This is a genomic window from Mesorhizobium sp. ArgA1 (assembly GCF_053714375.1).
Genome location: NZ_JBSKBQ010000001.1, coordinates 1,129,293 through 1,142,041 on the forward strand (window position 1 = coordinate 1,129,293; position 12,749 = coordinate 1,142,041).

17 protein-coding genes are annotated in these 12,749 nt (G+C 63.4%); 5 read left to right on the forward strand and 12 right to left on the reverse strand.

The window, feature by feature from the left end; all coding sequences use genetic code 11:
* Window positions 1-21 precede the first annotated feature (21 nt).
* Window positions 22-1,275, reverse strand: coding sequence for an aspartate kinase (locus tag ACWGTI_RS05475; protein ID WP_454586149.1), 1,254 nt, complete (start codon window positions 1,273-1,275; stop codon window positions 22-24).
* Window positions 1,276-1,521: 246 nt separating this feature from the next.
* Between ACWGTI_RS05475 and ACWGTI_RS05480 the strand changes: the two genes are divergently transcribed.
* Together ACWGTI_RS05480 and ACWGTI_RS05485 are read left to right on the forward strand one after the other, a co-directional pair.
* Window positions 1,522-3,360, forward strand: a complete 1,839-nt coding sequence (locus ACWGTI_RS05480; protein WP_454586482.1) for a CHASE3 domain-containing protein — start codon at window positions 1,522-1,524, stop codon at window positions 3,358-3,360.
* A gap of 151 nt (window positions 3,361-3,511) precedes the next feature.
* Window positions 3,512-3,652, forward strand: coding sequence for a hypothetical protein (locus ACWGTI_RS05485; RefSeq protein ID WP_454586150.1), 141 nt, complete (start codon window positions 3,512-3,514; stop codon window positions 3,650-3,652).
* A gap of 31 nt (window positions 3,653-3,683) precedes the next feature.
* On the opposite strand, the gene ACWGTI_RS05490 is transcribed toward ACWGTI_RS05485, so the two are convergent.
* Window positions 3,684-4,244 carry a putative glycolipid-binding domain-containing protein gene (locus ACWGTI_RS05490; RefSeq protein WP_454586151.1) on the reverse strand — a complete coding sequence of 187 codons (561 nt, stop codon included), beginning with the start codon at window positions 4,242-4,244 and terminating at the stop codon, window positions 3,684-3,686.
* A gap of 259 nt (window positions 4,245-4,503) precedes the next feature.
* Between ACWGTI_RS05490 and ubiG the strand changes: the two genes are divergently transcribed.
* The gene (ubiG, locus tag ACWGTI_RS05495; protein ID WP_454573288.1) at window positions 4,504-5,253 is read left to right on the forward strand and encodes a bifunctional 2-polyprenyl-6-hydroxyphenol methylase/3-demethylubiquinol 3-O-methyltransferase UbiG; all 750 of its coding nucleotides are present in this window, start codon (window positions 4,504-4,506) and stop codon (window positions 5,251-5,253) included.
* Between the two features lie 19 nt (window positions 5,254-5,272).
* Here the strand turns inward: ubiG and ACWGTI_RS05500 are convergent, their stop codons facing one another.
* The gene (locus ACWGTI_RS05500) at window positions 5,273-6,163 is read right to left on the reverse strand and encodes a DMT family transporter (RefSeq protein WP_454586152.1); all 891 of its coding nucleotides are present in this window, start codon (window positions 6,161-6,163) and stop codon (window positions 5,273-5,275) included.
* A 116-nt stretch (window positions 6,164-6,279) separates the two neighbouring features.
* Here ACWGTI_RS05500 and ACWGTI_RS05505 point away from each other — a divergent pair, with 116 nt between their 5' ends.
* Window positions 6,280-6,765, forward strand: coding sequence for a MarR family winged helix-turn-helix transcriptional regulator (locus ACWGTI_RS05505; RefSeq protein WP_454586153.1), 486 nt, complete (start codon window positions 6,280-6,282; stop codon window positions 6,763-6,765).
* A 4-nt stretch (window positions 6,766-6,769) separates the two neighbouring features.
* Here the strand turns inward: ACWGTI_RS05505 and ACWGTI_RS05510 are convergent, their stop codons facing one another.
* From ACWGTI_RS05510 to ACWGTI_RS05530, 5 genes are all read right to left on the reverse strand, one after another.
* On the reverse strand, window positions 6,770-7,294 hold the full coding sequence (locus tag ACWGTI_RS05510) for a hypothetical protein (protein WP_454586154.1): 525 nt from the start codon (window positions 7,292-7,294) through the stop codon (window positions 6,770-6,772).
* A gap of 144 nt (window positions 7,295-7,438) precedes the next feature.
* Window positions 7,439-7,864 (reverse strand): DUF1178 family protein, encoded by a 426-nt coding sequence (locus tag ACWGTI_RS05515; protein ID WP_454586155.1) that lies wholly within the window; start codon window positions 7,862-7,864, stop codon window positions 7,439-7,441.
* Window positions 7,861-8,727: a carbon-nitrogen hydrolase family protein gene (locus ACWGTI_RS05520; protein ID WP_454586156.1), complete on the reverse strand. Its 867-nt coding sequence runs from the start codon at window positions 8,725-8,727 to the stop codon at window positions 7,861-7,863. The genes ACWGTI_RS05515 and ACWGTI_RS05520 overlap by 4 nt, the downstream gene beginning before the upstream one ends.
* Window positions 8,728-8,811: 84 nt before the next feature.
* Window positions 8,812-9,093: a glutaredoxin 3 gene (grxC, locus tag ACWGTI_RS05525; RefSeq protein WP_454586157.1), complete on the reverse strand. Its 282-nt coding sequence runs from the start codon at window positions 9,091-9,093 to the stop codon at window positions 8,812-8,814.
* Window positions 9,094-9,121: 28 nt separating this feature from the next.
* Entirely contained in the window at window positions 9,122-9,907 is a 786-nt protein-coding gene (locus tag ACWGTI_RS05530) for a ComF family protein (protein WP_454586483.1), read from the reverse strand.
* 56 nt (window positions 9,908-9,963) lie between these two features.
* On the opposite strand from ACWGTI_RS05530, the gene ACWGTI_RS05535 reads away from it, so the two are divergent.
* Window positions 9,964-10,836 carry a class I SAM-dependent methyltransferase gene (locus ACWGTI_RS05535; protein WP_454586484.1) on the forward strand — a complete coding sequence of 291 codons (873 nt, stop codon included), beginning with the start codon at window positions 9,964-9,966 and terminating at the stop codon, window positions 10,834-10,836.
* A 12-nt stretch (window positions 10,837-10,848) separates the two neighbouring features.
* Here ACWGTI_RS05535 and ACWGTI_RS05540 read toward each other — a convergent pair whose 3' ends face one another.
* From ACWGTI_RS05540 to ACWGTI_RS05555, 4 genes are all read right to left on the reverse strand, one after another.
* Window positions 10,849-11,031 carry a Flp family type IVb pilin gene (locus ACWGTI_RS05540; RefSeq protein WP_142866391.1) on the reverse strand — a complete coding sequence of 61 codons (183 nt, stop codon included), beginning with the start codon at window positions 11,029-11,031 and terminating at the stop codon, window positions 10,849-10,851.
* A gap of 127 nt (window positions 11,032-11,158) precedes the next feature.
* Window positions 11,159-11,473 carry a hypothetical protein gene (locus tag ACWGTI_RS05545; RefSeq protein WP_454573280.1) on the reverse strand — a complete coding sequence of 105 codons (315 nt, stop codon included), beginning with the start codon at window positions 11,471-11,473 and terminating at the stop codon, window positions 11,159-11,161.
* Between the two features lie 96 nt (window positions 11,474-11,569).
* Window positions 11,570-11,989: an 8-oxo-dGTP diphosphatase MutT gene (gene mutT / locus ACWGTI_RS05550; protein WP_454573279.1), complete on the reverse strand. Its 420-nt coding sequence runs from the start codon at window positions 11,987-11,989 to the stop codon at window positions 11,570-11,572.
* Window positions 11,986-12,735 (reverse strand): GNAT family N-acetyltransferase, encoded by a 750-nt coding sequence (locus tag ACWGTI_RS05555; RefSeq protein WP_454586485.1) that lies wholly within the window; start codon window positions 12,733-12,735, stop codon window positions 11,986-11,988. The genes mutT and ACWGTI_RS05555 overlap by 4 nt, the downstream gene beginning before the upstream one ends.
* Between the last annotated feature and the right edge of the window lie 14 nt (window positions 12,736-12,749).

Sequence of the window (12,749 nt, forward strand, 5' to 3'; positions counted from 1 at the left end):
CAACAACTCAAATCGTTCTCGCTACTGCTTATCCAGACCGTAGACGGAATGCAAAGTGCGAACCGCCAGTTCGGTGTAGGGACCGTCGATCAGTATCGAAATCTTGATCTCGGAGGTGGTGATAGCCCGGATGTTGATGGCCTTGTCGGCCAGCGCCTTGAAGGCTGTGGCGGCCACGCCGGCATGGCTGCGCATGCCGATGCCGATGACCGAGACCTTCGACATGCCGGCTTCCGACTGCACCACATCGTAGCCGATCGAAGCCTTCAGGCGCTCGAGCACGGCCAGCGCCTTGTCGACGTCGCCGGACGGCACGGTAAAGGTCATGTCGGTGAACTTGCCGTCCTCGGAGATGTTCTGGACGATCATGTCGACATTGATGTTGGCCTCGGCCAGCGGGCCGAAAATGCCGGCGGCAACGCCCGGGCGGTCGCCGACGCGGCGCAGCGAAATCTGCGCTTCGTCCTTGGCGTAGGCAATTCCGGTGACGACCTGCTGTTCCACGATCTCTTCCTCGTCGCAAATGAGCGTTCCCGGAGGATTGAGCAAATCCCCCATTCCGGGCGCATCGGGATCGTCGAAGGACGACCGCACGAAAGTACGCACCCTGTGCACCATGGCAAGCTCGACCGACCGCACCTGCAACACCTTGGCGCCGAGCGAGGCCATTTCGAGCATTTCCTCGAACGAAATCTTGTTGAGCCGCCGCGCCTTGGGCTCGATGCGCGGATCGGTAGTGTAGACCCCGTCGACATCGGTGTAGATGTCGCAGCGGTCGGCCTTGACCGCGGCGGCGATGGCCACCGCACTCGTATCGGAGCCGCCGCGGCCGAGCGTGGCGATGCGGTTGTCCGGCCCGATGCCCTGGAAGCCGGCGACGACTGCCACCTGGCCCTCCCCGAAGCGCTTGATCAAAAACGCGCCATCGATGTCGAGGATGCGCGCCGCGCCATGCGCGTTGTCGGTCTTGATCGGGATCTGCCAGCCCTGCCAGGAGCGGGCATGCACGCCCATATTCTGCAGCGTGATCGCCAGAAGGCCGGCGGTGACCTGTTCGCCCGAGGCGACGACGGCGTCGTATTCGCGCGCGTCATGCATCGGCGACGCATCGCGCGTCCAGCCGACCAGTTCATTGGTCTTGCCGGCCATGGCGGAAACCACGACAGCCACCTCATGGCCGGCATCGACCTCGCGTTTGACGTGACGCGCCACGTTGCGGATGCGGGCGATGTCGGCGACGGAGGTTCCGCCGAATTTCATCACGATGCGCGCCATGGAAGCGAAATGCCTTTGACTGAAGCCGGCCCGGGGCCGAAAGGGGAAGAAACGTCCGGCAGAAGCCGGCCGCTGAATGCGCGGCCTCCTTAGCCAAATGATCACGGTTTCGCAAGGCTGGCCACGGATTGCCGGCTTCAGGACGGCGGCATATTGCGTTCCGCCCCGCCGCCGCTTACCAAATGCTGCCTGCGGGGAACTCCTTTTGGTCCGGCATATCAAATGATTGCTCGTCTTCGACGTGCCATGCGATGGCAATCGCTGCCGCTTTTCATCGGCTTCGCGGTGCTGGGGATGATCGTCGGCACGCGCGCCGTTCTGGTCGAGGGCCAGAGGGCCAACCGCGAAGCGGCGCGCCAGGCAATCGATTACCAGGAATCGCTTTCGGGCCTGCTTTCGCTGGCGCAGGACGCCGAGACCAACCAGCGCGGCTATCTCCTGACCGGCGAGAAATCCTACCTCCAGTCCTATCGGCAGGCGGTCGAGGCCATTCCGGGCCAGATTGCCCGCATCGACAGCAGGACCTCGGCGGACGACGAACTCATCCAGCAGATCAATCGTATTAAGGACGCGCTTTCGCTGCAACAGGCTGAACTGGCGCAGACGATTGCCCTTTACGATCGCGGCGATGCGGCGAAAGCGTTGGAACTGGTGCGCAGCGGCCAGGGAAAGGCCGCGATGGACCAGATCCGGGCCAGCATGGACACGATCCGGCGCATCGGCGGCGCGGCAATCGCTGCCCGCGACGAACATACCGACCGGGTCGAAAGCTGGCTGCGTATCGGATCGCTGGCGGCCTTGCTGGCGATCTTCCTGCTTGGCGCCTACACGATCCGGCTGTCGCGCCGCCGCTTCCGGGACGTCCTCGTCGCCCAGGAAGAGCTGATGCGCAAGAACATCGAACTCGGCAACGAGATCAGGACGCGCGAAACAGCCGAAGCGCAGATCCGCCAGATGCAGAAGATGGAGGCGGTCGGCCAGCTGACCGGCGGTATCGCCCACGATTTCAACAACATGCTGGCGGTGATCATCAGTGCCATGAACCTCGCCCAGCGCAAGCTCGCGCGCGGCGAGCACGACATCGCGAAATTCATCGAAGCCGCGACCGACGCGGCGACCCGGGCCGCCAATCTGACGGCACGGCTGCTAGCCTTCTCGCGCCAGCAGCCTTTGGCGCCGCAAGTAGTCGACACCAATCGTCTGGTTACCGGAATGTCGGACCTGTTGCGGCGCGCGCTCGGCGAAACCATCCGCATCGAAACCGTGCTGGCCGGTGGTCTGTGGAGAACCCATGCCGATCCGAGCCAGATCGAGAACGCCATCCTCAACCTGGCGGTTAACGCCCGCGATGCCATGGACGACAATGGCAAGCTGACCATCGAGACCGCCAACAGCCATCTCGACGACAGCTACGCCGCCACCAATGCCGACGTCAAAGCCGGCCAGTATGTGATGATCGCGGTCAGCGACACCGGCGAGGGCATGCCGGCTGACGTCATGGCCAAGGCGTTCGAGCCGTTCTTCACCACCAAGCCGGTCAACAAGGGCACCGGCCTGGGGCTGAGCCAGGTGTTCGGCTTCGTCAAGCAGTCGGGCGGCCACGTCAAGATCTATTCCGAACCCGGCGAAGGCACGACGATCAAGATCTATCTGCCGCGTTTCTTCGGCACGGAAGAGGCTGTCTTGCCCACCGGGCGAGGCGACAATCCCGCCGCCATCACCGAGACGATCCTTGTCGTCGAGGACGACGCCCGCGTGCGCGCTTCGACCACGGATGCGCTACGCGAACTCGGCTACACCGTCATCCATGCCGGCAGCGGCCAGGAAGCGCTGCAGAAACTGGCGGATAATCCAGCTGTCGCACTTCTGTTCACCGACATCGTCATGCCGGTGATGAACGGCCGCAAGCTCGCCGAGGAAGCGCTTGCGCGCCTGCCGCAGCTGAAGGTGATCTTCACCACCGGCTTCACCAAGAACGCCGTGGTCCACAATGGCGTGCTCGACCATGATGTGCATTTCCTGGCCAAGCCCTTCACCATCGAGCAACTGGCAGCAAAACTGCGCGACGTGCTGGACGCGAAATAGCCGAGACCCTGGAATCGTCTACCTTCGCCTCAAGCCCGAAGCCGAAGCGGGCTTTGCCGCCGGCAACGACCTGGTCAGCGACTGGCTGGCGCGGCAACCCGGCTTCCTAAGCCGCTGCCTGGCCAGGAGAGATGATGGCGGGTGGCTCGACGTGGTGCGCTGGAGCAGCCGCGAGCAGGCGCTCGCCGCGGCTGGCCGGATCATGGCCGAGATCGGCGACTGCAAGGCGATGCAAGCCATCGATCCCGCCAGCGTCGAGATGGGGCACGCCGAGGTCGTGGTCTCGAACTGACGCCCTTCACTGTGCACGACGGGCGCCAAGCTCACGCGACGCGTGTCCACAGGCCAGGATAGTCGAGCACAAAACCGGTCGGCGAAACCTTGAGGGTATCGTCGTAGCCGAAAAGGGGGGCCGCATAGGCATAGCGAACCTTATCAAGACGCTTATAGCTCTGCTCAAGACGCGTCAGCCGTAGCTCAGGAAAAGTCAGATAGGCCGCCGGCGCCGGCGTCGCCTGCCCGACGCCGAGATCAAAGCGGCGAATCGCCAGCAGGTTCGAGGCCGGCGTGAAACCAAGATCGACATCGACAAGGCCTGCGACGTCCAGCTGGATTTCGCCATTCAAAGTCCACCGGCCGTCGGCCGCGCGCTCGATCGCATAGCGCAGGGCGCGCTGGCCAAGAAAGCCATCGACCCGCGCCGACTTTGTCTGCCAGCTGGCATCGCAGGTCACCTGATAGGCAAGGCAGCATGGCTGGCCCTCCTGGACGAAAATGGCCTGCCCCTTGAGGCCATACCCACCTTCGGCCCGCGAAAGGAGGCAGGCATCGTGACCCTCCACATCCAGCCGACGCCAGAGAATCGACGCCTGCGTTAAGGTCATGGATCCACTCCGTCGAATTCGAATTCAAAAAACGATGCTCCTTTTTCGCGTCGCATGCCAACCGTGTTTCATCGCGGCGTTCGGCAACTGACATGCCCCTGACAGAGTGTGCCGCCATGTCAGCACGGAAAATTGTTGCCTTGACATTCGCGGCCTCACACCCGACTTCCTAGCGCTCCCAAGCAATTCCAGGAAAAGTGGGGAACCGGTTTTCCGTCCGAAATTGCGTCCGAATAAAAGAGCTCTAGGAGACCCGCCCATGCCAGAGCCCCGTCGATCGACGATCGATGCCGGAGAAGTCGAACGCTTCTCAGCCCTTGCTGCCGAATGGTGGAATCCGAATGGCAAATTCCGTCCGCTGCACAAGTTCAATCCGGTCCGGCTGGCCTATATCAGGGACCAGGTGGCGGCGCGTTTCGGTCGTGACCCGCGGGCGGCTCGGCCGTTCGAAGGGCTGCGCTTTCTCGACATAGGCTGCGGCGGCGGGCTGTTGTGCGAGCCGATGGCCAGGCTTGGCGCCGAAGTGGTGGGCGCCGACGCATCGGCAACCAACATCGAGGTAGCCAAGCTGCACGCGGCCGAAGGCGGCGTGACGGTGGATTACCGCGCAACGACGGCAGAAGACCTTGCCGGTGCCGGCGAGAAATTCGACGTTATCCTCAACATGGAAGTGGTCGAGCATGTCGCCGACATCGACCTGTTCATCGGCAAATGCGCCGAGATGGTGAAGCCCGGCGGCATCATGTTCGTGGCCACCATCAACCGCACGCTGAAAGCACTGGGTCTCGCCATCATCGGCGCCGAATATGTGCTGCGCTGGCTGCCGCGCGGCACCCACCAGTTCGGCAAGTTGGTGCGGCCGGAAGAGCTGGAAAAGGCGCTCGGCAGCGCCGCCATGACCGTCATCGACCGCACTGGCGTCATCTACCACCCGCTCGCCGACCGCTGGCAGCGTTCCAAGGACATGGACGTCAACTATATGGTGCTGGCCGAGAAAGGGTCGGTCTGACCCTTACGCCTTCTGGCTCTCACGCTTTCTGGCTTTGCGCCTTGGTGGTGATGATCACACCGATGGTGATGATCACCGCGCCGGCCCAAGTCAGCAGCTGATAGTGCTCGCCGAGGAAGATCGTGCCGGCAAACAGGCCGACGGCCGCCGCCACATAGCCGATCTGGCTGAGATAGACCGGTCCGCCCACCGCCTGCAGCCGGAAGAAGAAAGCAAACATCGCCGAGGCTGAGGCGACCTGCGCGACGACGACTAGCGGCACGCTGGCGAGCGGGGCGAAGGCACTAAGGCCGAACAGCACGAGAATGCCGATCAGCAACAACGTTGCCGAAGCCAGATGGCTGCCGACGGCAAGTTCGATCGGACCGGTGCCTTCAGGCCAGTCCACGGTGCGGTAGATGTTGCCGGCGGCAAGGCTGACCGGGATCAGCAGCCCAACCACCACCCACAAGAAATCAGCCGGCTGGCCGGCCTCGCCGCGCGTCACCGCCACCATGACCGCCCCGATGAAGCCGACGGCGATGCCGACAATGCCGAGCATGCTGGGCCGCCGGACGCGCAGCAGGATCGAAAACACCAGCGTGATGACCGGCGACAACGTGAACATGATGCCGGTGTAGCCGGCGCCGAGATGCGGAATGGCCGAAAACATCAACAGATTGGGCGCGGCATAGGACACGGCAGCCGTGATGAAGAAATAGCGCAGCCGGTGCGGGGTGAGCCGCATGCGCTGGCCGCTGACAAGCAGCGCGCACAACAGCACGCCGCCGGCGCCGAACGAGATGACGAAGGCCCAGACCATGGCCTGAACGCCGGCAGCCGTCGCCAGCTTGCCGAAGGGCAGCGTCAGGCCGAGCAGGCCTCCTGTGACCACCAGCAGGCCAAGCGCCGATTCCCAGAGAAATTTCATCGGATGGTCCGTCCACTCACTTGCGAAATTGGCACTTGCGGCGCTGCGCTGGTCTTGTATCTTGAGGTAACATAACACAAAGATTCTTAACGTAAAGATATTTAATGGTAAGACAAATGGATCGCGCGGCAAAGGCGGTCGAGCAGTGGAAGCGGGAGCGCCCGGACCTGGACGTTTCGCCGATGCTGGTGCTTGGGCGATTGAACGAAGCCTCGTCACTGGTCGCCCGCGAGCGCCTCGCCCCGCTGTTTGCCCGCTTCGGGCTGCAGGCCGGCGAATTCGACGTGCTGGCGACGCTGCGGCGCTCCGGCCAGCCTTATGCGCTCACGCCGACCGCTCTCTACGAAGCGACGATGGTGACGTCGGGCGCCATGACCAACCGGCTCGACCGGTTGGAAAAAGCCGGCCTGACCTTGCGCGGCCCCCACCCAAACGATCGGCGCGGCATCGTCGTGCAACTGACCGAAAAAGGGCTCACCTTGATTGACGAGGCCCTGACCGCCCACGTCGCCAACGAGCATGAAATCCTCGCTGGCCTGACTGGCGCCGAACGGGAGACGCTGGCTCAGTTGCTTGGAAAGCTGATCGGAGGCAGCGTCTAGACCTTCAGCTCGCTCGCTGCCGCGCCAAACGGCGTCGGTCTTTCCGCCGCTGATAAGATATTGCGAGACTGATCATCCACCTGGGCATGTTGAGGTAGAGAAGGGCGTCTCGCAACCCCTCCAGGTCGCGTTCGCTTATTGCCCTGTCGGAGAGATCGGGCATGGCGGCAAGTGTCGCCTCAACGTCTTCAAGCCGATCTTTTCCTGCCGGTAACCTAGCTGCGAAAGCGATCTCTCGGCGCAGGCAAACCCGCTCGACCCGATCCCGCAATGTCTCTTCATAGCCGATGCCGCATCGCATCAACCGCGCATGCGTGGCTTCATGGACAATTGTCGACGCAATGTGTGCGGGTGTCGTCCCCTCGCGGGTAAGATAGCGTTCGTCCAGTTCGCAAGCCTTTAAAGACTCTCCCCATTGAGCGAACGATGCCGGCAAGGTTGTGACGAGAATCTGCCCGACATCGCGGCGCAGGTGCTTGTAAATCGAAATTCTTGATAAGGCCGAGCGCTTCGACGATCTTGTCGACACCTTTGTCGCCAATGATCACTACACCGTCGATCGTTCGACTGGTGTTGAACCTGACGATGGCCCAGCGGGCCAACCGGCTGATAACACCATTTATTCCGCGTTGCCGCTCAATCGTTTCCAGGTCGCGCAAAACTCCCTTGGAACTCAGTTGCGGTCCTCCGGAAAACTCGGGATCGGCATAAACTCGACGCCATCCTCGGCCAGGCCTTTGGCTTCGTCCAGCGTCGCCTCGCCATAGATGCCGCGCGCATCGCTTTCGCCGAAATGGATCTTGCGCGCTTCCTCGGCGAATTTGTCGCCGACATAGTCGGCATTCTCGCGCACCTTCTCGGCCATCGCCTTCAACTGCGCCAACGCCTGCTTCTGCGCTTCGCCCATGGCCAGCGCGATCGTTTCCTGCTTGCGGGCGGTAGAGACCGCCGGCGCCATCAGCGCCTTTTGCACCTTGTGCGAACCGCAGCTCGGGCAATCAACGAAGCCACGCTTCTTCTGCGTATCGAAATCGTCATTGCTGCGGAACCAGCCCTCGAACTCGTGCTCATGCTCGCAGATCAGGGCAAAGCGTATCACGAAGCCGCGCCCCTGAGCCGCGGCGCCTCGGCCGTGCCGGCATTGACGGCAAAATCGCGCGCGTTCTTGAGGTTGGGGATTTTCTTGCGCGCGGCCGACGACTGTGCGGTGTCGATCTCGGCGACGATCACGCCAGGCTCGGCATGCGCCGCCTCAGCGATGATGCGGCCCCATGGATCGACGATCAGCGAATGGCCATAGGTCTCGCGGCCGTCCTCATGCAGGCCACCCTGGGCCGCGGCGACGACATAGGCGCCGTTCTCGATGGCGCGCGCCCGCAACAGCACATGCCAATGCGCCTCGCCGGTCTGGCGAGTGAAGGCGGCGGGCACCGACAAAAGATCGGCACCGGCCAGCGCTTCGGCGCGGAACAGTTGCGGAAAGCGCAGGTCGTAGCAGACGGCAAAGCCCAGCCTGGCGCCATCGATCTCTGTGACGACGGCCTCGGTGCCCGGCTCATAGGCGGCGGATTCGCGCCAGCTCTCGCCATTGTCGAGATCGACATCGAACATGTGGATCTTGTCGTAGGTGGCAAGCGTGGCGCCGTCCGGTCCAAACAGCAGCGCCCGGTTGGCGAGCTTGCCGTCGGCGCGCAGGATGGCGGTCGAGCCGATATGCAGGAAGACGCCGAGTTGGCTGGCGAGCTTGCGCGCGGTCGAAACCACGATGTCCTTGTCTTCCGAGGTGAACGAGGCAGCCCTGGCTTCCTTGTCACGGATCAGCGCACCGGTCATTTCCGGGGTCTGGATGTAGGTTGCGCCGAGGCTTGCCGCCTCACGCACCAGCCGCTCCAGATCGACCGCGTTGCGCTCGGGGCTTTCGCCCGAACGCATCTGGATCGCCGCCGCCTTGAAAACACCCATGGTCATGTCCCCTTTGAGCAATTCCAGGAAAAGCGTGTAGCGGATTTCCGTCCGGAATTGCGTAAAACAAAGAAAAGAGCGGTTCTACGAACCGGTCTGCGTCGTCGAGCCGTCGGCAAGCAGCCTGTCCAGCTGCCCTCGCGCCTCCAGTTCGTGGAGTTCGTCGGAACCGCCGACATGCGTGTCGCCGATGAAAATCTGTGGAAAGGTGGTTCGCCCATGCGCCCGCGAAATCATTTCCTGGCGCAATTCCGGCGAAAAGGAAGCGTCATGCTCGGTGTAGGCGACGCCCTTGCGGTCGAGCAGCCGCCTGGCCGCCGCGCAATAGCCGCACATCATGCGGGTGTAAATCGTCACATCGAGCATCAGTCTGCAATCCTGTCTTTCCCTGATCTTATATAGTCGCGGACTCGTCGGCCCGAAAGTCCCCCGGCAGGACACGCGCGAAGGTCAGGACGTCAACCGCTGCTGCGCCGCCCTTTTTCAGTGCCTTGGCGACCGAGCGCACGGTGGCGCCGGTGGTGTAGACATCGTCGACCAGAAGCACGCGGCGGCCGACTATCTCGATTTCCGCTTCTGTGGGCACACGGAAGGCCGCACGCACATTATCCTCGCGCTCCTGCCGCTCCAGACCGACCTGCTGGCGCGTGAGCTTGACGCGCCGGATCGCCGAGGGCGAGAAAGGCACCCCGCTGAGCTGCGCTACCGCCCTTGCCAGTTCCGCCGACTGATTGAACTGCCGCCTGAAAAAGCGCCGCCAGTGCAGCGGCACCGGCACGACGACATCGGCGTCCGCGATCAGTTCAGCGCCGGCGCGCAGCATCCAGCGCGCCATCCATGGCGCGAGATCGGCGCGGTCCTGGTATTTCAGCCCTTGCACCATCTGGCGGGCGACGCCCGAATAGGCCACCGCCGCCCGTGCCCGCTCGAAAGGCGGCGGATCGGCGATCGCTTCGGCCGACAGGAATCCCTCGCCCATGTCGTGGGTGAATGGCGTGCCCATCACCGCGCACCATGGCCGTTCCAGGAGCCTGAGCTTGGGCCAGCAGGCGCCGCATAAAACGCCGGGCTGAGAGACATGCCTGCGGCAGCCGGCGCAGACCGGCGGGAACAGCACCCGCGCCGGCCAGTCCAACATCGTTTGAGCGAGGCTCTTGATCTCCATCACCGGATCGGCCACGTGGTTTGTCGTCCGCGCCATTTTTATCACAAGGCGGACAAACAGGGATGTTTGCCTTGCAGCCCATCATCGATACAGAGCTCTGGCTGGCACACAAGCGCCGGGCATTGGGCCATCCCCTGGCCGGCGCCGATTTTCTGATGCGGCGGGCAGCGGAGGACCTTGCGGACCGGCTCGGCGCGGTCGAACGCAAATTCGGCAAGGCCGCCGTGCTGTTTTGCCAGATACCGGATGCAACGGACGTGGTTGCCGCAAGCGGCAAGGCAGCGGAGATCGTGCGCGTCGAGGCTGACGCGGCGTTTCTGGCCGACCGGCCAGGGCTGGTCGCACCGCCGGAGACCGTGCCGTTTGCGCCGGAAAGTCTGGATCTCGCCGTCTCGCTGCTGTCACTGCAGGCGATGAACGACATTCCAGGCATGCTGGTGCAGATCCGCCGCTCTCTGCGGCCCGACGGGCTTTTCCTCGGTGCCTTCGCCGGCGCCGGCACGCTTTCCGAACTGCGCGAAAGTCTGCTCGCCGCCGAGACCGAGCTTTATGGCGGCGCCAGCCCGCGTGTCATCCCCTTCACCGATGTCCGCGACGCCGGCGCGCTGCTGCAGCGCGCCGGTCTTGCGCTGCCGGTGGCCGACGTCGAAACGGTGACCGTGCGCTACGATACTCTTTTCAACCTCACCGCCGATCTCAGGGCGATGGGCGAAACCAGCGCGCTGACCGATCGCAGCCGGCGGCCGGGTACGCGAAAGCTGTTTGCCCGTGCCGCCGAAATCTATGCAGAACGTTTCTCGGACGCCGATGGCCGGATTAGGGCAAGTTTCTCTGTCGTCTGGATGTCGGGCTGGGCGCCGGACGCCTCGCAGCAAAAACCCTTGAAACCGGGCTCGGCGAAGGTCTCGCTGAAGACGGTACTGGAAGATCCCGGCGGGCGGTGATAGCGCTCCGGATCAGTGCTCGGCGAAGGCGTTGGCAAGCTTGCTGTTGGTGTCGCTGAACAGAAACTGGATCGCGTTGCTGACCTTGCCGACGCCGCCTACGATGGCAAGCGACAGCACGGCGACGATCAGGCCATATTCAATGGCCGTGGCACCTGTTTCGTCTTCCAGAAATCGCTGCAACAATGTCTTCATGATCGTCGATCCCTCTTGTCACGACCATACAGCCGACCCGTTAAGAAAGGTTAACGGCACAAGCTTAACAGGCGATGAAACGGGGCCTGCGTTAAGGAAATCAATAAGCTTTTGTTGACCTTCTTTCTCAGCAGTCGCCGCTACGCCGGCCGTCGGCGCGGATGATGCAGACCGAACTGGGTGAGGGCTGCAGCACGCTTCTGCGCAGCGTATAGGTGGCGCGCGAACCGACCGAGCCGGTGCTCATCGTGTCCAGGCCGCTTGCAAGAGCATCGCGGCTGGACGATCGCGTCTGTTTGTCAAGGACGGGGACCGCAATCAGGGCCAGCGCCACCGCGGCCGAGCCGAACAGCAGCGTGATGCGCAATACGCTGATGCCGGCATTGGCGGCGCGAAAGCTGCGATCCGGCCGGATCGAGTCCCATTCCCTGTCGAGGCTCATGCAATCGCTCCCGGCGAATCCGCTTTGCCGCAATTTTTCACGACGAGATAAATCTTCCATTAACGCTGGCTACATCAGGCGGCGAAACGGTTGAGATCACAGCAGGTCGATGAGGAACTGGATCAGCGGTGCGTCGGCCGGCGGCATCGGGTAGTCGCGCATCTGCTTTGGCCGCACCCATTTCAACGCCTGCCCCTCTTTCGGCTGCGCGATACCGCGAAAGCGGCGACAGACGAAGAGTGGCATCAAGAGATGGAAATCATCATAGGAATGGCTGGCAAAGGTGAGCGGCGCCAGGCAGGGTATGTCGGTCTCGATGCCGATCTCTTCCTGCAACTCGCGGATCAGGCATTCTTCCGGCGTCTCGCCAGGCTCGACCTTGCCGCCCGGAAACTCCCACAGGCCGGCAAGCTGCTTGCCCTCCGGCCGCTGCGCCAAAAGCACGCGACCATCGGTATCGACCAGCGCGCAGGCGGCGACCAGGAGCAGGCGTTTGCCGGTGAGAATCTGGCTCATGCGCCCGGCGGCCGTCGATAGTGGTAGCGATAGACTTCCTCGAATCCCAGCGAGCGATAGAGCGCCAGCGCCGGCGCATTGCCGGCCTCGACCTGCAGCCAGGCTTCCCGCGCCCCGCGCAGCCTGGCCCATTTCAGCGCCGACAGGATCAGGTTGCGGCCATGGCCCTTGTTGCGCGCCGACTTGTCGGTGGCGATCTCGAACAGGCCGGCAAGATCGCCGTCATGGACGCAGATCAGCACCGCCAGCGGGTCGACCCCCTCCTCGAGCGCAAACAGCCCGACCTCGGGTTGAATCGCGCCGATGATTTCCGAAAGACCCGGCCGCAGCGATGCATCCGAGCCACTGACCTTGAGCGAGGCACCAAGAAAGCGGCTGATATCCTTCAGCGGAATCTGATCCATGGCCGGCGCCAGCTGCGCGTCCGCCAGCGGCAGCCGCATCACCAGCGATTCGTCGAATGTGCTCCAGCCCTCATTGTCGAGATGCCTGGCCAGATCCGGCCCTGACAGCGGCGAGATGCGGAAAGTCAGCGGCCTGCCATAGGCGTCGAACCGCCGGCTGGCGCGGCCGATGCGCTCGGCAATATGCTGGGTGTCGCCGGGATCGAGCGGGTTGACCGAGTTCAGCCGCTTGGCCGGATGACCGGCCGTCAGCCGCACCACCCAGGTGCCGTCATAGTGGACGGCCGCAGCCGGCCAGGCGCGAAAACCCGCCGCCTCGTAGCGGCGCACGATGGCGAGCATGCTTGCCGGATGCC